The organism is Streptosporangium sp. CA-115845 (genome assembly GCF_050943795.1).
GTDB lineage: Bacteria > Actinomycetota > Actinomycetes > Streptosporangiales > Streptosporangiaceae > Streptosporangium.
Genome location: NZ_CP191988.1, coordinates 5,347,276 through 5,365,541 on the forward strand (window position 1 = coordinate 5,347,276; position 18,266 = coordinate 5,365,541).

Annotated in this window: 13 protein-coding genes; 6 read left to right on the forward strand and 7 right to left on the reverse strand. The window is 68.1% G+C overall.

Annotation, left to right across the window (positions count from 1 at the left end; genetic code table 11):
• Positions 1–245 precede the first annotated feature (245 nt).
• Positions 246–5,960 carry a LamG-like jellyroll fold domain-containing protein gene (locus tag ACQP0P_RS26365; protein WP_433359163.1) on the forward strand — a complete coding sequence of 1,905 codons (5,715 nt, stop codon included), beginning with the start codon at positions 246–248 and terminating at the stop codon, positions 5,958–5,960.
• A gap of 100 nt (positions 5,961–6,060) precedes the next feature.
• On the opposite strand, the gene betA is transcribed toward ACQP0P_RS26365, so the two are convergent.
• Entirely contained in the window at positions 6,061–7,689 is a 1,629-nt protein-coding gene (betA, locus tag ACQP0P_RS26370) for a choline dehydrogenase (RefSeq protein ID WP_433359164.1), read from the reverse strand.
• Between the two features lie 132 nt (positions 7,690–7,821).
• On the opposite strand from betA, the gene ACQP0P_RS26375 reads away from it, so the two are divergent.
• The 3 genes from ACQP0P_RS26375 (at position 7,822) to ACQP0P_RS26385 (ending at position 10,576) form a co-directional block, all read left to right on the forward strand.
• The gene (locus tag ACQP0P_RS26375) at positions 7,822–8,607 is read left to right on the forward strand and encodes an IclR family transcriptional regulator (RefSeq protein WP_433359165.1); all 786 of its coding nucleotides are present in this window, start codon (positions 7,822–7,824) and stop codon (positions 8,605–8,607) included.
• 429 nt (positions 8,608–9,036) lie between these two features.
• A complete protein-coding gene (locus ACQP0P_RS26380) occupies positions 9,037–9,183 on the forward strand; it encodes a hypothetical protein (protein WP_433359166.1) in 147 nt (48 codons plus the stop codon).
• 106 nt (positions 9,184–9,289) lie between these two features.
• Positions 9,290–10,576: a glycosyltransferase family 4 protein gene (locus ACQP0P_RS26385; RefSeq protein WP_433359167.1), complete on the forward strand. Its 1,287-nt coding sequence runs from the start codon at positions 9,290–9,292 to the stop codon at positions 10,574–10,576.
• A gap of 89 nt (positions 10,577–10,665) precedes the next feature.
• On the opposite strand, the gene ACQP0P_RS26390 is transcribed toward ACQP0P_RS26385, so the two are convergent.
• The 5 genes from ACQP0P_RS26390 to ACQP0P_RS26410 all read right to left on the reverse strand — a co-directional run bounded on the left by ACQP0P_RS26390 (position 10,666) and on the right by ACQP0P_RS26410 (position 16,612).
• Positions 10,666–12,954: an FdhF/YdeP family oxidoreductase gene (locus tag ACQP0P_RS26390; RefSeq protein ID WP_433359168.1), complete on the reverse strand. Its 2,289-nt coding sequence runs from the start codon at positions 12,952–12,954 to the stop codon at positions 10,666–10,668.
• A gap of 73 nt (positions 12,955–13,027) precedes the next feature.
• Complete coding sequence (locus ACQP0P_RS26395) at positions 13,028–14,179, reverse strand: aromatic ring-hydroxylating oxygenase subunit alpha (protein WP_433359169.1); 1,152 nt, start codon at positions 14,177–14,179, stop codon at positions 13,028–13,030.
• A gap of 46 nt (positions 14,180–14,225) precedes the next feature.
• Entirely contained in the window at positions 14,226–14,573 is a 348-nt protein-coding gene (locus ACQP0P_RS26400; RefSeq protein ID WP_433359170.1) for a bifunctional 3-phenylpropionate/cinnamic acid dioxygenase ferredoxin subunit, read from the reverse strand.
• Between the two features lie 126 nt (positions 14,574–14,699).
• The gene (locus ACQP0P_RS26405) at positions 14,700–15,224 is read right to left on the reverse strand and encodes an NUDIX hydrolase (protein WP_433359171.1); all 525 of its coding nucleotides are present in this window, start codon (positions 15,222–15,224) and stop codon (positions 14,700–14,702) included.
• 41 nt (positions 15,225–15,265) lie between these two features.
• A complete protein-coding gene (locus ACQP0P_RS26410) occupies positions 15,266–16,612 on the reverse strand; it encodes a transcriptional regulator (RefSeq protein WP_433359172.1) in 1,347 nt (448 codons plus the stop codon).
• 459 nt (positions 16,613–17,071) lie between these two features.
• Here ACQP0P_RS26410 and ACQP0P_RS26415 point away from each other — a divergent pair, with 459 nt between their 5' ends.
• Entirely contained in the window at positions 17,072–17,299 is a 228-nt protein-coding gene (locus tag ACQP0P_RS26415) for a hypothetical protein (RefSeq protein ID WP_433359173.1), read from the forward strand.
• A 44-nt stretch (positions 17,300–17,343) separates the two neighbouring features.
• The gene (locus ACQP0P_RS26420) at positions 17,344–17,616 is read left to right on the forward strand and encodes a hypothetical protein (protein WP_433359174.1); all 273 of its coding nucleotides are present in this window, start codon (positions 17,344–17,346) and stop codon (positions 17,614–17,616) included.
• A 161-nt stretch (positions 17,617–17,777) separates the two neighbouring features.
• Here ACQP0P_RS26420 and ACQP0P_RS26425 read toward each other — a convergent pair whose 3' ends face one another.
• Positions 17,778–18,209 carry a hypothetical protein gene (locus ACQP0P_RS26425; protein ID WP_433359175.1) on the reverse strand — a complete coding sequence of 144 codons (432 nt, stop codon included), beginning with the start codon at positions 18,207–18,209 and terminating at the stop codon, positions 17,778–17,780.
• Positions 18,210–18,266: the final 57 nt, after the last annotated feature.

The following is an 18,266-nucleotide window of genomic DNA, read 5'->3' on the forward strand; positions in this document are numbered from 1 at the left end:
CGTCCCATCGTGCATTCGGTCCTATCTCAAGGATCACGACAGGAGGTAGCGGATCAGCATGACAAGATCATGACAATGTGGAGAGATTCCCCACAGCGCCCTCCTCCATGCTTATGAGGCTGTCCCCGGCCGGTCCGGTGTCCGGCGGGAAACTCCCAGGACGCGTGGAGGATTGAGTGCCCCCCTTTTTCTCGGTCTCCGAAGGAGATCGTGATCGCCGCTTACCGGAGAAACGTCCGCTGAGAATGCCGGATGGACCGGCTCCCCCGCCTCGACGCGGGAACGCCCATTCCGGCTGGGTCGCCGCCCTCGGCGTCGTGGCCCTGACCTCGTCGATCCTCGTCGCGCTGCCGGCCGGCGCCGAACCCGCCAAGCCCAGGCCCGAAGCCGTGCCCACCGCCTCTGTCACGATGTTTCCCCAGCCGGAGGATCCGGACGCGCCGCTGCGGGCGGCCATCGCGGAGGCGAAGAAGCTCAACAAGCCGGTGGCGGTCGAACCGGCGTTCACGGAAACGTCGCGGACCTGGGCCCACCCGGATGGACATCTGTCCACCCAGTCCTACAACGGCCCTGCCCAACTGCGACAGGCCGACGGCTCCTGGGCATGGATCGACACCACGCTCGTTGAGGAGAACGGCGTCCTCAAGCCGCGTCTGGCCAAGGCCAATCTACGGCTGTCAGCCGGGGGGACCGCACCGTTCGCCAGCATGCGGCTGGGCCGTACGGACAGCTTCGGCCTGTCCTGGCCCACAGCGCTGCCGAAGCCGCAGGTCAAAGGCAACGTGGCCACCTACGCCGGCGCCGCCGGCCCATCGGCGGACCTGGTGGTGACCGCGCTGCCCACCGGGTTCCGGCACGACGTGCTGCTGCGCGAGCGACCGAGTGGGCCGGTGGAGTTCCGGCTGCCGGTGCACGCCCCGGGGCTCACGCTTCGTGAGACGAAGTCCGGCATGCTCACCTTGTCAAAGGGCAAGGGCCGCAAGGTGGCCTCCGCTGCCGCGCCACGCATGTGGGACGCGACCGCCGCCAGAGCCGACGCCAAGCAGCCGGGCCGGGAGGCCAAGGTCGCCACCGAGGTGAGGACCGAGAACGGCGGCACCGTGCTGGTGCTCAAACCGGACCCGAAGTGGCTGGCGGACCCGGCCACCCGGTATCCGGTGACGGTCGACCCCACCACCACGCTCGGGGTGACGCAGGAGGTGTCGGTCAAGTCCCCCGTCTACCAGTCCTCACCCGGACTCGTCGCCCGGTCCAACTACAAGAACTGCCCGACGCCCGGTAACTGCAGCTACCCCAACGAGCAGGCCACCCGTGCGCTGCTGGCGTTCGACACCGCTGCCATCACCGGCCGCCATGTGGTCAGGGCGACCATGCAGCTGTACTTGAACGGCAACACCACGTGCGGCACCCTGCAGTCGGTCGCGGCCCACCGAATCACCGAGGCATGGGTCGCCGATGACACCTACTGGGCGGACCAGCCCGCTACCAGCCCCAATGAACGCTCCTCGCTCGACCCGTGCGCCCAGGTCACCACGGACGGTGCGGTCTGGAGCTGGGACCTGACCACGATGACCCGCGCCTGGGCCTCCGGTACCCCCAACCACGGCCTGCAACTGCGGCTGGGCAACGAGCTCCCGGTCCCCAGGGACGTCGGAGAGAGCTACTCGTTCTGGGCCCAGCTGTGGGGCGGACCGAAGGTGCCCAAGCTGAGCGTGGACTGGGTGCTGCCGCCGGTGATCCCCACCGTCTCCGCCGAGTCGATCGACTCCATGGTCGGCAACGACGCCATCGCCCGCAGCACCAACGTCAAGGTCACCTACAAGTCCAGTGTCCCGGAGACGGCCAACCTGGACTACACCGTCACCGTCAACGACTCGACCATGGCGCCCCCGGCCGCGCAACTCCCCGGCGGGGAGGCGGCCTGGTGGAAGCTGGACGAGACCTCCGGCACCAGCGCCACCGACGCCACCGGCAATGGCTTCAACGCCACGCTGAGCGGCACCTACAGCCGCGCCCCCGGCCAGCTCGGCCAGGCGGTCAAGCTGTCTCCCGGCGGGCGGGCCCGCACCAGCCAACCCGTACTGCACACCAACCAGAGCTACACGGTCACCGCCTGGGCCCGGCTCGACAGCGCCGCCGCCGACCAGGCCGTGTTCTCCCAGAGTGGCACCAACCAGCCCGCCTTCAGCCTCGGCTACCTCACGTCCAACGCCGCCGAGCTGGACCAGCGCTGGATCTTCAATGTGATGGACAGCGACAGCGCCACCGACATCGATCCCATCCCCATCGGGTCGAAGAACCTGGCAAGCGTCGGCCGCTGGACCCATCTCGCGGCGCAGTACGACGCGACCGCGCACAAGATGCGCCTGTACGTCGACGGCGAACTCAACGCCGAACGCGACCACACCGTCACCTGGAACGGCCGTGGCGCCTTCGAACTCGGCCGCGGCAGCCTCTTCGGCGAGGAGGACACCACCTTCGACGGCGCCGTCGACGACGTGCACGCCTACCAGCGGGTCCTGACCGGCGACGAGATCCGCGCCCTGGTCGGAGTGCCCGGCACCACCACCCACAACGACATCCCCTCCGGCCAGCCGCTGGACAAGGTCTTCACCCTCGACAACCCGGCCAGCTTCAAGTTCGTCGTCAAGGCCTGCCGCAGCGGCGTCACCCCGCCCTCCTGCAACGAGAGCCCGGCCTACCGCATCACCAGCGACGCCCCGACACTGCCCTCCGACACCGAGACCGGCATGGCCAACCCCGAACAGCCGATCCTGTCCGGCATGGTCAACCGCCCCTCCGGCCGCACGGTGACCGCCAAGTACTACCTCTACGACAACAACGGGCTACCGGTCGGCTCCGCCCCCCTCGGCACCCGCACCGTCAACGGCGGCGAACGCGCCTCCTACCAGATTCCTCCAGGTACCGTGCAAGCCGGCAGCACCTACAAATGGCAGATGACCGCCTGCGTCACCAGCCCGCAAGACGGGGGCGACCCCGGCACCGACCCCACCCCGACACCTACGCCCACCCCGACACCCACCCCGACGCCGACCCCCACCCCTACACCGACACCGACACCGACACCTGCCGGACTGGTGGCGGCCTACGGCATGAACGAAGGCACCGGCACCGCCATCACCGACGCGACCGGCACCAACAACGGCACCGCCGGCGGCACCACGTGGACCACCGGCAAGTTCGGTCAGGCCCTGTCCTTCAACGGCACCACCAGCTGGGTCACCATAAACAGCTCCCCCTCCCTGCGGCTGACCAACGCGCTCACCCTGTCCGCCTGGGTCAAACCCACCGCGCTGGACGGCTGGCGCACCGTCATCGCCAAGGGCCACAACGGTCTCGACGACCTGTCCTACGGCCTCTACGCAGCCGCCGAAGGAGCCCCCGCCGGCTGGTTCACCATCAACGACCAATCTGAAGCCGTCGCCGCGACCACCGCCCTGACCACCAACACCTGGGCCCACCTCGCCGTCACCTACAACGGCACCACCGCCTACCTCTACCGCAACGGCACCCAGATCGGCCAAGCGGCCATCACCGGCTCGATCATGAACGACGCCGGAAAGCTCCGCATCGGCGGCAACACCGCCTACGGCGAATACTTCAAGGGCGTCATCGACGACGTCCGCGTCTACAACCGCGCCCAAACCGCCGCCGAGATCACCACCGACATGAACACCCCCCTTGGCGGCACCACAACCCCAGCCGCCGCGCCAAGGGCAGCGGCCAGCACCACCACATCAGACGATTCAGGCATCGAAGAAGTCTGCACCCCCAAGACCGCGCCGGCTACCTTCACCACGCCCGGCACACCCCCACCGCCCCCGGTGGAGGATGTCCGGAACCTGACACTGGGCAAGGACAGCTTCGTCATCAAAACCGCCAAGACCGACCCCACCGCCTGCGACGGCTCGCCCTGCACGGTGACGGACTCCACCACCATACGGATGGGCGGCACCGGCGCCACCCGCATGGCTGCTGTCGTTGGGTTCAAGCTAGACGAGCTTCCGAACGGCGCAGGAGTGGCCGAGGGCGTCCTCAAGCTCGGTACACCCACCTGCGACGGAGGCGCCTGCTCACCGGACACTGTGATCACAGTCGCGCCGCTGAAGAGCCCCGTCTCCTCGGAGACGAAGGGGCCGGACCTGGCGGGCGACGTCGATCCCGACGTGGAACCGTACACACTGCCGATCAGCGCACCGCAGGCCGACGTCGGCGGCGACGAGGACCGCTGGCTGCTGCTCACCTCCAACAAGGATGTCGTCCTCAGCTTCGGGGAAGTCTCAGCGGCGGAACAGCCATCGATCACACTCACCTACCTTCCTGCGGGACCTCCGAGCAAAGTCCTCAACCTAACCGCGCAAGCGGGGGACGGGGGCGCGACCGCGAGTTGGGGCATTCCTGAGAGCAATGGAAGCGTCGCCCTCCTGGAGGGCTATGACGTCGAGGTAGCCGACAGCAGCGGAACGGTCGTCAAAACTCTGGAAGTCAAGGATCCGTACGCGGCCATAACAGGACTGACGAACGGCCAATCCTACACGATCAAAGTGCGGTCCAAGACGCCGTTCGGGACCAGCGAATGGGAGAGCGCAGCGGTCACCCCCAAGGCCGTTCCCCCTCCACCCACGGAGGACGAGGTATGCATCCCCTTCCTGGACACACCGCCGGCGACCGCCAAGGCGAGCACCGAGTCCGGCGCCCAGGAGTACATCGATCGTGTCAAGCGCTACTACGAAGTGCAGGACGCGGTGCTGGAAGGGCGCGCTGAGACGGTGTGGCAGGTGCCCGGGATGACCCCCAAGGCGCCGAACACGGCCAAACTGTCCCTGCTCAACACAGCGCTGATCGAGCAGCGGGCGGCCCTGGAGAGCTTCGGTCAGAGCCGAACGAACTCGACGGTGACGTTGGAAAACAGCGTGGTGCAGGCCATGCCGGATGGCACCGTACGGGTGCTGACAACGGTTAAGAGAGCGTGGACCGAGCCTGACCCACCGACCGGCGCAAGCGGCCTGAGCACGACGAACGGTCAGGTCGAACCGAGTGACCCGGTGATCGACGTACACGTGTTCGACCGGTGCGGCAACATGACGATAATCCAGGTGCCGATTGAGGTGGAGGAGGACTCGACGGACTTTAAGGACTTCGATGTGGCCTACCTCTGGGACAGCAGCGGACCCTCCACGGCCGCCGCGCAGAACGGCGACGGCCCATCGTCGGCCGCCGCGGTGGCCGACATCCCGCCGCCTCCCGCCAGCGACAAGCACTGGCAGTACGGCTTCGATTCGATATCGTTGAAGAAGAGCTGGATTCTCGGTATCGCAATGGCCTCTCATTGGGAGCCGTTCCCGAACTGCTCGCCCAATTCATGCTCGAACAAACTGCTTCAGTGGAAAATTGACCCGGTCAGGAACGCCATGAAGTTCTATCCGGGGAGTCGTAGCTGGGGCACCGGTCCCAACGCACCGAAGGCGAGCTGGACCAACGCGCTCGCCAAATACATTCTGAAGAACTCCTCGGCCTCAATCACCTCAACGTCCTGCTTCAAGGTGGCGAAAATGACCACAACGTCCACGATCGGGTTCAGGATCGGCTTCGAGGGGAAAGAGGGATCAGGCGACGTCAACGGTAACTTCCAGGTATCGAGGTCGATGGAAGACGTCTGCCAGAACGTGCGCGTCAACTGGAAGCGTGGCTACGCGAACAAACCCGTCACCTTCGACCCTTACCTCGGGCGAGGCGATTGCATGGATTTCACGGGCAACTGCATGATCGGGGCCTACCGATCAGAGCTGACCGGCCATATCACCTTCGCGTACTACACCGACAAGGGTAGTAACGATAAAACCTATCAAGAAGAGCGGGTCGGTATTTCCTGCAATTGGGCGCTGGCTGACGGCAGGCAGAGCGGCACAGTGGAGAAGAACTGCGTAAGAAGCCGCTGACACACGTGATCCGGGACGGGGCGCGGGCTCCGCGCCCCGTCCCGGGCCCATCGTAAAAGATGTGATGCCGAAAGTGCGTGGAACAGCGATGACGGCCGGATTATGCACGGTGGCGGTAGAAGTCGAGGTGCTCGGCGGCGAGTGGGGTGTTGCCCAGGATCAGGTCCGCCGCCTTCTCCGCCACCATCATGACCGGCGCGTAGATGTTGCCGTTGGTCACGTACGGCATCACCGAGGCGTCCACCACGCGCAGCCCCTCAAGGCCGTGCACCCGCATGGAGAGCGGGTCCACCACGGACATGCCGTCGACGCCCATCCGCGCGGTGCACGAGGGGTGCAGCGCGGTCTCGCCGTCCCTGGCCACCCAGTCGAGGATCTCCTCGTCGGTCTCGACCCCGGGGCCCGGCGACAGCTCCCCCGCGTTGAACTCGTCCATGGCCGGCTGGTTGAGGATGTCGCGGGCGACACGGACCGCCTCCACCCACTCGCGTCGGTCCTGCGCGGTGGACAGGTAGTTGAAACGGAGCGCCGGGTGGACTCGGGGGTCGGTGCCCTTAATCTTCACCGAGCCTCGGGAGTCCGAGTACATCGGCCCGATGTGCACCTGGTAGCCGTGCCCGCCCGCCGGAGCCGAGCCGTCGTAGCGGACCGCGATGGGCAGGAAGTGGAACATCAGGTTGGGGTAGTCGACGTCGTCGTTGCTCCGGGTGAAGCCGCCCGCCTCGAAGTGGTTGGTCGCACCGGGACCGCTCCGCGCGAACAGCCAGCGCGCGCCGATCCACGGCCGGTTGCGCCACTTCATCGCGGGCTGCATCGAGACCGGCCGCCTGCAGCCGTACTGGATGTAGACCTCCAGGTGGTCCTGGAGGTTCTCGCCGACGCCCGGCAGGTCGTGCACGACGTCGACACCGAGGGCGCCCAGTTCGGCGGCGTTGCCCACCCCGGAGAGCTGGAGCAGCTGCGGGGAGTTGATCGCGCCGCCGCAGAGGATGACCTCGCCCGCGCGGACCGTCCGGCCGTCGTACTCGACGCCGACGGCGCGCTTTCCCTCGAAGAGGATTCCGGTGACGAACGCCCGCGTCCTGACCTCCAGGTTGGGGCGGTTCGCGACTGGGTGCAGGTAGGCGCGGGCGGCGGACAGCCGGCGCCCCCTGCTGATGTTGCGGTCGAACCGGGCGAAGCCCTCCTGGCGGTAGCCGTTGACGTCGTCGGTCAGCGGGTATCCGGCCTGCTGCACCGCCTCGAAGAAGGCCTCGAACAGCGGGTTGCGCACCGGTCCGCGCTCCAGCACGAGGGGCCCGCCCCGCCCGCGCATCGGGTCGGCGGGGTCGGCGGCCAGGCAGTTCTCCATGCGCTTGAAGTACGGCAGGCAGTGGGCGAAGTCCCAGGTCTCCATACCGGGGTCGGCGCCCCAGCGCTGGTAGTCCAGCGGGTTGCCCCGCTGGAAGATCATCCCGTTGATGCTGCTGGAGCCGCCCAGCACCTTGCCCCGGGCGTGGTAGATGCGGCGGCCGTTCATGTGCGGCTCGGGCTCGGAGGTGTACTTCCAGTCGTAGAAGCGGTTCCCGATGGGGAAGGGCAGCGCGGCCGGCATGTGGATGAAGACGTCCCACAGATAATCCGGGCGGCCCGCCTCCAGCACCAGCACCCGGTTGGCGGGATCGGCGGAGAGCCGGTTGGCGAGGGCGCTTCCGGCCGAGCCACCTCCAACGATGACAAAGTCGTACATGTCTGCCTCGCCTCCCTCAAGCAGGAACAGTGTCTGAAATTGGAGCTAATAGCGCAATAGGGTGCACTATTCGCAACGGACATTGTCGTCCCCGATGACGTTCGTTCCCCCTCCAGCGCCTACAGTTGCGCTATGGGCAACGATCGCACCGACAGCGGCGGTGGCGTCCAGTCCGTCGACCGGGCCATCACCATCCTGGAGATCCTCGCCGAGCGCCGCGAGGCCGGGGTGAGCGAGATAGCCCAGGAGATATCGGTGCACAAGTCGACGGCGTTCCGGCTACTGGGCGCGCTGGAGGCGCGCGGCCTGGTCGAACAGGCGGAGGACCGGGGAAAGTATCGCCTCAGCTTCGGCCTCATCCGCCTCGCGGGCGGGGTGGCCTCCCGGCTCGACCTCACCCAGCAGAGCCGCCCGGTCTGCCGCCGTCTCGCCGAGGAGATCGGCGAGACGGTGAACCTGGCGGTGCTGCGCTCCCACTACGCGGTCAACCTGGACCAGGTACGCGGTCCCGCGGCGATCACCACGCACAACTGGGTCGGCCAGCTCACCCCGCTGCACGCCACCTCCAGCGGGAAGGTCCTGCTGGCCCACCTCGACGAGGCGCACCGGTCCCGGCTGGTCACCGCGGGCGACCTGGAGCGCTACACCCCGAACACGATCACCTCCGCCGCCGCCCTGGGAAAGCAACTGGAAGAGGCCCGCGAGCGAGGTTACGCGGTCACCGTCGAGGAGTACGAGATCGGCCTGAACGCCGTCGCCGCGCCCATCCGCTCCTACGACGGTGAGATCGTCGCCGCGGTCAGCGCGTCAGGCCCCGCGTACCGCTTCGGCGAGGACCGGCTGCACGAGCTGGCACCGCTCGTGATCGCCGGCGCCCGCGACATCAGCCACCGCCTGGGGTACGCCGGACGAGCCTGACCATCAGCGCTCTCCTCGCGGCCGGGCAATCGTCAGCCCGTGCTCTCTCAGGCGGATACCAGAGGTGTTGACGATGATGCGGCGGAGGTAGGGCTCGGGGTTGTCGTACCGCCGAGCGTTGCCCACATTCGTTCGAACGCAGGGCCACACCCGGGCAACCTTTCGGGTGGCCCAGGTGTATTAGCAGTCATGAAATCGAACGACTGGAGAGATGCCGGCGAGGTTCGCGCCCCCACCGATCCAGCCGCTGATCGTGACCGGGGTCGACCTGGCCACGGTGGGCCTCACCGCTCTGTCGGGCCCGCCGAACACGCCGGATCTGCGGCTCGCAGCCGTCACCCGGTCGGCGACGGCGTCGATGGAGGGCTCCTACCGGCATCCGAGGACGCTGCGAAAGAGCAGACCCGCCAGAAGAAGGTCAAGACCGAGGTGCTCATCGACACCGACGCGATGCCGCCGGCCGACAGCCTGAAGAGCACGCTCAACGGCAAGCCGTTCCCGAACAAGACCTGGACCGAGACCCTGCTCCAGGTCGGCTGGACCAACGACAGGCCGTCGGTTCCCGCTCTCCCTTAACCACCGATCCACGCTCTCCCATCAATGGGCATTCGCGATCCCGGGGCCGGGGAAGCCCCGGGATCGCGTCTTGGGACGAGCACACCATTCGAACGGGGACTTTCACATGACAGGGAAGATTCATGGGCTGGTCAGGCATGCGGCACTGCGGTCGCTGAGGAGGCTCAACGAGAGACGGGCACGGCGGGCGCCGGCGCCCGATACGAGCACGGTCCGAATCCTGCTGCATCACGCCCACGGGATGGGCGGCACCATCCGGACCGTACTGAACCTCGCGGGGTACCTGGCGCGGGAGCGGGACGTGGAGATCGTCAGCGTCGTCCGTGCGGCCGAAGAACCGTTCTTCCCGATCCCGCCGGGCGTGCGGGTGTCGTTCCTGGACGACAGGATCGGATCGCGTAGCCCGGCGGCTCGGCTGCTCTCCCGCTTTCCCAGCCGGATGGTTCCCAGGCAGGAGAACATCCATCACGCCGTCACGCTCTGGACCGACCTGCGTCTGGTCCGCTTCCTGCGTTCCATGCGCGGTGGCGTGGTGATCGCCACTCGCCCGGCGTACACCCTGGCCACCGCCCTGTTCGCACCGCCCGACGTCATCACCATCGGTCAGGAGCACGTCACCCTCCAGGTCCACAAGCCCGAGATGCGGCAGCTCATCAGAAGGCGGTACGGCAGGCTCGACGCGTTCGTCACCCTCACCGAAGCCGACCGGAAGCAGTACGCCGAGCTGCTGAAAACCGACGCCTCCCGGCGGCTGGTGCGCATCCCCAATGCCGTCCCGCCGCTGGCCGGGGACGTCTCCGGGCTGCAGGAGAAGGTGGTGATCGCCATCGGCAGGGTGGTCCATGCCAAGGGCTTCGACCGCCTGGTCAGAGCCTGGCAACAGGTAGCGGAGGCGCACCCGGACTGGATCCTGCGCATCTACGGCGGCGGCACCCCGGATCGGGAACAGCGACTGCGTGAGCGGATCGAGGAGGCCGGCCTGTCCGGGAAGATCTTCCTGATGGGCAGCAGCCGGGAGATCGGCGAAGAACTCGCCAAGGCCTCGATCTACGTGGTCAGCTCGCGGTACGAGGGCTTCGGCATGACCATCCTGGAGGCGATGAGCAAAGGTGTGCCCGTGGTCAGCTTCGACTGCCCGCACGGTCCCCGCGAGATCATCACCCACGAGCACGACGGCCTGCTGATCCGCTCCAACAGAGCCGCCGCACTCGCCGAGGGTGTCTGCCGCCTGATCGAGGACGAGGAACTACGCCTGAGCCTCGGCGGCAACGCGCTGCGCACCGCCTCCCGCTACGACCTCGACGTCGTCGGCACCCAGTGGGACGCCCTCCTGACTGATCTGGGCAGAGATCCCGGCCTTCGGCCCTGTTCCCTGGGCACCTCGATGTGGTGACCGCCCGGGTTCACGACGGCGAGATCAGCGCCTCCGGCCCGGCCTGCCGCTTCAGCGAGGAGCGATTACCCGAGCCGGAGCCCGCGGCGTCAGCCACCGTCCGGGATACGCCGGACGAGCCTGACCACCACGCTCTTGGAGGTGGGGGTGTTGGAGGTCTCCGCGACCGAGTCGAGCGGCACCAGCACGTTGGTCTCCGGGAAGTACGCGGCGCAGCAGCCGCGCGCGGTCGGGTAGGCGACCGCACGGAAGGACTCCGCCCTGCGCTCCCCGTCGGGCCACTCGCTGACCAGGTCCACCATGTCCCCGTCGGCCAGATCCCGCTCGGCCAGGTCGTCGGCGTGCACGAAGACCACCCGGCGGCCGTTGCGCACGCCCCGGTAGCGGTCGTCCATGCCGTAGATCGTGGTGTTGTACTGGTCGTGGCTGCGGACCGTCTGGAGCAGCAGCCGCCCCGGCGGCACCCGCAGCACCTCCAGGTCGTTGACCGTGAAGTTGGCCTTGCCCGTCGCGGTCGGGAAGCGACGCTCGTCGCGGGGCGCGTTGGGCAGCGCGAACCCCCCGGGGGCGCGGACCCGGACGTTGAAGTCGTCGAATCCGGGCACCACCCGGGAGACGCGGTCGCGGATCGCGTCGTAGTCGGCCGCGAACTCCTGCCACGGCACGTGCGGGTCGGCGCCGAACAGCTCCACGGCCAGCCGACAGACGATCTCCACCTCGGAGAGCAGGTCGTCGGAGGCGGGCCGCAGCTTGCCTCGCGAGGCGTGCACCATGCCCATGGAGTCCTCGACCGTGACGAAACGATCGCCGTCGCGTTCGGTGCGCCCCAGCGTGGGGAGGATGAGCGCCTCGCGCCCGCATACGGCGTGCGAGCGGTTCAGCTTGGTGGAGACCTGCACCGTCAGCCTGGCCCGGCGCATCGCCTCCTCGGTCACCGCCGTGTCGGGGGTGGCGGACACGAAGTTGCCGCCCATCGCGACGAAGACCTTCGCCTGCTCGGAGCGGAGCGCCCTGATCGCCTCCACGGTGTCGAAGCCGTGCTCGCGGGGCGGCTCGAAGCCGAACTCGTCGCGCAGCGCGTCCAGGAACCGGGCCGGTGGCTTCTCGTAGATGCCCATCGTGCGGTCGCCCTGGACGTTGGAGTGGCCCCTGACCGGGCAGACCCCCGCGCCCGCGCGGCCCACGTTGCCGCGGAGCAGCAGGAAGTTGACGATCTCCCTGATGGTGGCGACGGAGTTCTTGTGCTGGGTGAGGCCCATCGCCCAGCACACGATCACCGACTTCGCGCCGAGCACCTCCCGCACGGCCTCCTCGATGGCCGGGCGGTCCAGCCCGGTCGCCTCCTCGACCAGCGTCCAGTCCAGGGAGCGCAGGTCCTCGGCCCACTCGTCGAAACCGTGGGTGTGCGCCTCGACGAAGTCGCGGTCGATCACGGTGCCGGGGGCGGCCTCCTCGGCTTCGAGCAGCAGCAGCGACATCGCCTTGAAGAGCGCGAGGTCGCCGTTGAGCCGGATCTGCAGGAACCTGTCGGACAGCGTCGTTCCTCGCCCCACCAGCCCCGACGGCCGCTGCGGGTTCTTGAAGCGGAGTAGCCCGGCCTCGGGCAGCGGGTTGACCGCGACGATCCGGGCGCCTTCACGCTTGGCCCGTTCCAGCGCCGAGAGCATGCGCGGGTGGTTGGTGCCGGGGTTCTGACCGACCACGAAGATCAGGTCGGCCCGGTACAGGTCCTCCAGCGAGACCGTGCCCTTGCCGATGCCGAGGGTCTCGTTGAGCGCCGAGCCGCTGGACTCGTGGCACATGTTGGAGCAGTCGGGCAGGTTGTTGGTGCCGAACCTGCGCACCAGGAGCTGGTAGGCGAACGCGGCCTCGTTCGAGGTGCGCCCCGAGGTGTAGAAGAGCGCCTCGTCCGGGCTGTCCAGCGCACGCAGCTCCCGCGCGATCAGGGCGAACGCGTCATCCCAGCTCACCGGCACGTAGTGGTCGGAGCCCTCGGGCTTGTGCATCGGCTCGGTGAGCCGCCCCTGCTGGCCCAGCCAGTACTCGGTGTGCCCGGCCAGGTCGTCGACGGTGTGCCGGGCGAAGAAGTCGCGGGTGACCCTGCGGACGGTGGCCTCCTCGGCCACCGCCTTCGCGCCGTTCTCGCAGAACTCGAAGGGGCTGCGGTGCTCGCCCTCGGGCCAGGCACAGCCGGGGCAGTCGAAGCCTTCCTTCTGGTTGACCCCGGCCAGGGTGAGAAGGGTGCGACCGACGCCCATCTGGGCGTTGGCGGTCAGTAGCGATCGGGTCACCCCCGGTATGCCCGCCGCCCACTCCTTGGGAGGCCCGATCTCAATGCCGTCCTCGTTGACGTCGTCGCGCGGAGCCTTCCTGGCCATCCTCACGCTCCCCTTCCGCTCGCCCTGCGTCCCGAAACGGAGGGTTTCGCCCACTATAGGCGCCTTCCCGCCGTCAACCGGATCCGGTCCCCAGCCTGTTGATCACCCAGTCATGGAAGGCCCCGATGTGGTGTTCGCTGGGCACCAGGACCCCACCCTGAGCGTACGCGCGAGAGTTCATCGCGGGCTGGCACCTCTCACAGGCCGCGAAGTCCTGCTCGTTGACCCGGTGGAAGAGCTCCACGGACGGGCCGAGATCGGTGCCCGCGTCCACCACGTCCTTGAGGAAGAGCCAGTCGCACTCCACGATCGTCCGGTCGGCCGCCAGCGGGAACATCCGATGCAGGATCACGTGGTCGGGTACCAGGTTGACGAAGACCTGCGGCTTGATGGTGATCGCGTAGTAGCGGCGGTCCTGCTCCTCGCCGACCCCGGGGATGCGGTCCACCCCCGCCGAGCCGTCGACGGTGAACCCCCGGATCTCCTCGCCGAACTCCGCCCCGTGCCCGACGAAGGACTGCGCCGCGTAGCCGTCGGCGAACTCCGGCAGCACCTCGGTGAGCTCGGGGTGGATGGTGGCGCAGTGGTAGCACTCCATGAAGTTCTCCACGATGAGCTTCCAGTTCGCCCGCACGTCGTAGACGATCCTGCGGCCCACCGCCAGGTTGGCGATGTCGTAGCTCTCGATGGCCCGCTCGTCACCCAGCCGGGCCGTCGCCTCACCGATCACGTCCGCCTCGAACGACGGCGGCTCGTCGGCCAGGCAGACCCACACGTACCCGATCCACTCGCGCACGGCCACGTTGACCAGCCCGTACTCGACCCGGTCGAGGTCGGGCATCTTCGTCAGGTTGGGCGCGGCGATCAACTTGCCTTCGAGGTCGTAGGTCCAGGCGTGGTACGGGCACTGGAAGGCCCGCTTGACCTCGCCGGACTCCTCGGTGCGGATCCGGGCGCCGCGGTGACGGCACACGTTGAGGAAGGCCCGGATCGAGTCGTCCCTGGCCCGGGTGACCAGGACGCTCTCCCGGCCCACCTGGACGGTTCTGAAGGCCCCCGGCTTTCCCAGATCGGAGGCACGGGCGACGCAGAACCACATCGACTCGAAGATCCGGGCCTGCTCCAGGGCGAAGACGTTCTCGTCGGTGTAGTAGCCACCAGGCAGGGTGGCGATCACGCTGGGCGGCAGGCTTCTCGCGGTCACGATCGCTCCTCGGTCTGCCATGTTGACGGGTTGGGACGGCCGTTGACGGGGAGGGCTCGCGCCGGCGTCATGCGGTACCCGCGCGCACGCCGGGCGGCAGGTTCGGTGGCTCCTCGGAGGGCACCACGTAGACGGTGTCGTCGGAGACCACCACCCGGTGGGTACGCAGCGGCAGCTTGGCGGGAAGGGTGGTCGGATGTCCCGTCCGCAGGTCGAAGCTGGAGGCGTGCAGGGGGCACTCGATCTCACACCCCTCCAGCCACCCGTCGGAGAGCGAGGCGTCCTGGTGGGTGCAGGTGTCGTCCACGGCGTAGATCTCGCCGTCCTCGGTGTGAAAGACAGCGATGGGCGGGTCGACGTCGAGCCGGTGGGCCTCACCCGGAGGAAGGGCCGCGAGGGGGCAGACAGGGATCATCGCAACAAACCCCGGTTTCGTAAAGCAGAACAAGCAGCGCTATACGCAACAGCGTGACCTCCGGGAATCTCGCTGTCAAGAGTCGACGAAGGCGTCTTCCCCATGGTCACGCACGGGTTTTTGCGACTACAGGTCAGTGAGGGTGTACAACAAGGCGGCCATGCTGGTGCCGCTGACGATGTCGCGCTTGTCGATCAGTCGGCGAATGTCGGCGAGTGGCACCCACTCGATGCGCTCGGCCTCCCACTCCTCGGTCGGCGGGCCGATGTGCGTGGCGCCCTCAGCACGGAAGATGTGGTGTGCGGAATCGGACAGACCGTTGGTCGGCTGGGTGTAGAGCAGCGGGCGCAGCGGTCCTGGACGCCAGCCGGTCTCCTCCTCGACCTCCCGCGCGGCGGCCGTGATCGGCTCCTCGCCCTCTTCGATCTTGCCGATGGGGATCTCCCAGCCCCACGAGTCGGTGATGAACCGGTGCCGCCAGATCAGCAGCACCCGTTGCTCGTCGTCGGTGACGACGGCCCCAGCTCCCGGTGCTGTACGAATGATCCGGTGGTCGAGGTGCCTGCCGTTGGGAAGTTCCACGTCCGCCACCCGGATATCAAGCCACTGGTCGGTGTAGAGCAGTTCTTCGGAGTGGACCTGCCAGCGCATGCGGCGTACTCCCAGCGTGGATTCCTGATCTCGACACCACGCTACAAGGGCACGCGCGCCTGCTGCCCGGCACGCGCCAGAAACTCCCGGACCGTTAGCGTGGAGAACGGCCGCAAGGCCGCAGTGACCGTGGCAACGCGTTCGGCGACGCGCTCGGACTCCATTCCCTCGACGCGTTCCAGCATCGTCTCGGCGGTCGCGGCTGCCTGGTCCACGTCTCCGCGTTCGGCCAGTACAAGAGCCAGGGTAGCCAGGCGATGGGCCTGGCCTCGCAGATGGCAGGCGCCGGCGGAACGGAGAGCCTCCTCGGCGTACTCCTGGGCCGCCACGAGGTCGCCGAGCCGCCGCAGGGCCTCGGCGTGCTGGCATTCCAGCAGGCCCGGCTGGACGTATCCGGTCTCGGACGGCTCGTCGTTCTGCCTGATCCGGGCCGCATTGGTCTCCGCTCGGCTCATGTGCACGTGGCAGCTTGCCCGATCTCCGATACGTGCGTATGCCTTGGCCTGGAGGGTGTGCAAGTCGGTGGCAAGGGCAGGGCTCAGATGCCCGCCCGCACCGCGCAATGCCGTCTCCGCGTACTGGATCACATGCCTGTACTTCGCCCGCGACATGGCCTGGTTGGCCAGCAAAGCCACCACGTATCCGCCGAACGCCAGGTTACCCGACGCCTTGGCCATCCGCAGCGCATGGAACAGGTAGCGCTGGGAGAGTGCCTGCCGGTCGGAGTCGTAGGCGCAGATGCCCGCGAGCGCGACCAGGCCGCCGGCTGCTCGGAACAGACTCCGGCCGGTGCGATCGTCGCGCCCTCCCTTCAACAGAGGGGTTACGTGGGCGTTGAGGAAGGCCACGATGCGCGGCCGCACTGGCACTCCGCCAACCCGGCGGTACATCTGCTCGTAGCGGCCGCGCGCGGCCTTGACTGTGTGAACGTCTTCCATGCTCACCGTACGCAGGCCACGGCTGGAGACGTCCATCTCATGGGGCGGGTTCTCCCATTCGAAAACAGGGGCGATAGCGGCCGGTCCGTCGACCATCGTGGCGTCGGCCAGGAAACCCCTGCTCCCGAGATCTCCCCGCCAGAGAGCGACGGCCTGGTCAACGGCCTGCGGCAGACCCACCTCTCCCAGGCCGGCCTCCCGCCTGACCATGCCGATGTCGGAAAGGGACAGGACCCGCCCGATCCTGGTACCGATGATCTCGCAGATGATCTCTGGTACGTCTCCTCGCGGGATGCCGCCGTCTCGTATCCAGCGGGCGACGGCGGTGTGATCGTAACGGGTAGGACGACGGGCCGTCGCCGTGGTCACGTTGATGCGTGCAGCGAGTCCCGCGTGTGAGATCCCCGCTTCGACCAGCAGCGAGTCAAGCAGGATGTTCGGCTCGCTCATCGTTCAGCCTCCCGTCGATCGACAGCCTCAACGCGGAGTGTAATCACGTGATCACGATCCAGATAGGCCCTCTGCCCCTGTGCGGTATCACGACTGGATCGCTTTCACACGAGGTGTGAACCGGCTCCCACTCCCTATGACCATCACACGCTTACACGGTCATCCACTGACCGGTGGACTTGGCCTCATGGCCCGGCACGACAACTCGCAGATCACCCCCGCCCACAGCGGAAAGCGCGGCCCGAGAGCTGCACGACGCTCTGGCGGAGCACGGGCACCTTCACCAACGTCCACAGCGGTCACGGGGTCGCGCTCGTGTCGGTCCGGGCGAGGTCGGTGGTCTGGTGCGACGGCAACCTCCACACGACGTGCACGGCCCTTCCCGCCCAACCCATACAGCGGACCCGTCCACCGCTAGCGACGACCGGACGGACCCTTGATCGGATGGAGGTCCAATCAATGACCGATGCTGAATCCACCACCATCCCCGGCTGGCGGCTGATCCTCAGTGATGCCGGACGACTGTGGGCCAGCAGGGAGCAGCCCTTCTGCGCCCTGGCGTTTCACGCCGGAGCCGAACGGACGGTCGACGCCGACAGCTTTGAGGCCCTGCGCGCCGAGACCGACCGGCAGGAGGCCATCGCACGGGAGGCGCGGCAGCGGGCCGCCGGGCAGGTGATCTCGTGATCCGGCGACGCCTTGCCCGCCCTCGCGGTCGTCACCGTGACGGCGTGACCCCCGGTTCGGTCCCGCACTACACCTGGGACCACGAGGCCCGCGCCGAGGCCGCGATGCTGGAGATCACCTGGCCCGGCTGGGCTGTCCTGTACGGCACCGGCAGCCGTCTCTTCCACGCCATCGCCACCTGGCCCACCCCGGAACCACTGCTTCTCTGCGACCGCACCGTCGAGGGACTGAAAGCGCAGATGCGCAAGGCCGAGACGACCTCGCTCCTGCACCGCTGGGCCCTCACCTCCACCTCGGCCACTATCGGCCACTTCTGAGCAGGCACGGCGGCCACACCTTCCCCGACCTGGGCCGCCGTGCCGCAGGCGACGTACCCCGCGAGCGCGCAGAAGCTCCCGTGCGGTGCATGACGCGGGCGGACTCAACCACCGCCCGGCCCGCCCGCGTCCCCAGGCAGGGGCGGACTCGGCCTGCTTGCTCACTCCGCACCCTCGCCTTCGGAGTCGCCGGCGAGTACGCGCGCGGCCGCCACTTCGTTCTCGTCCCAGCCCCAGTGACCGTCGCGTTCCCCGGCCTGTTCGTCGATCCATCGGTTGTGGGCCTCCCACGCCGCCTGCTTGCTGGTTCCCAGCGCGGCACCGATCTGCGACCACGAAGCGCCGGCCCGGCGGGCGGAGCGCACGGAGAGCTGACGTCCGTAACCCGCCTTCCGCGCGATCACCTCACCCAGCGCGAGAAGCTCCAGCGCCTCGCCCCGGGTCAGGGGCTCCGCGTCGGGGTCGGGCGGCATGAGCGCGGAGTCGTCCTCGTCGGCCGGTGCGGCCAGGGCGTCACGGGTGCGTAGCGCGTCGTAGCGCGCGGCTGCGGTCAGCAGCGTGAACCGGCGTTCCAGCTCGTCAGGAGTAGACATGGGCCCAGCATCTCGTCAAGCCTTCTTGACGTCAAGGTAGCCTGACACGTCGCACGT

What these genes read in the sequence shown, in the direction of transcription:
- ACQP0P_RS26425 (WP_433359175.1), bottom strand. Translation starts at nt 18,209, where the DNA reads ATGTCTACTCCTGACGAGCTGGAACGCCGGTTCACGCTGCTGACCGCA.
- ACQP0P_RS26405 (WP_433359171.1), bottom strand. Translation starts at nt 15,224, where the DNA reads ATGCGCTGGCAGGTCCACTCCGAAGAACTGCTCTACACCGACCAGTGG.
- ACQP0P_RS26390 (WP_433359168.1), bottom strand. Translation starts at nt 12,954, where the DNA reads ATGGCCAGGAAGGCTCCGCGCGACGACGTCAACGAGGACGGCATTGAG.
- ACQP0P_RS26400 (WP_433359170.1), bottom strand. Translation starts at nt 14,573, where the DNA reads ATGATCCCTGTCTGCCCCCTCGCGGCCCTTCCTCCGGGTGAGGCCCAC.
- ACQP0P_RS26365 (WP_433359163.1), top strand. Translation starts at nt 246, where the DNA reads ATGCCGGATGGACCGGCTCCCCCGCCTCGACGCGGGAACGCCCATTCC.
- ACQP0P_RS26415 (WP_433359173.1), top strand. Translation starts at nt 17,072, where the DNA reads ATGACCGATGCTGAATCCACCACCATCCCCGGCTGGCGGCTGATCCTC.
- ACQP0P_RS26375 (WP_433359165.1), top strand. Translation starts at nt 7,822, where the DNA reads ATGGGCAACGATCGCACCGACAGCGGCGGTGGCGTCCAGTCCGTCGAC.
- ACQP0P_RS26385 (WP_433359167.1), top strand. Translation starts at nt 9,290, where the DNA reads ATGACAGGGAAGATTCATGGGCTGGTCAGGCATGCGGCACTGCGGTCG.
- ACQP0P_RS26410 (WP_433359172.1), bottom strand. Translation starts at nt 16,612, where the DNA reads ATGAGCGAGCCGAACATCCTGCTTGACTCGCTGCTGGTCGAAGCGGGG.
- ACQP0P_RS26395 (WP_433359169.1), bottom strand. Translation starts at nt 14,179, where the DNA reads ATGGCAGACCGAGGAGCGATCGTGACCGCGAGAAGCCTGCCGCCCAGC.
- betA (WP_433359164.1), bottom strand. Translation starts at nt 7,689, where the DNA reads ATGTACGACTTTGTCATCGTTGGAGGTGGCTCGGCCGGAAGCGCCCTC.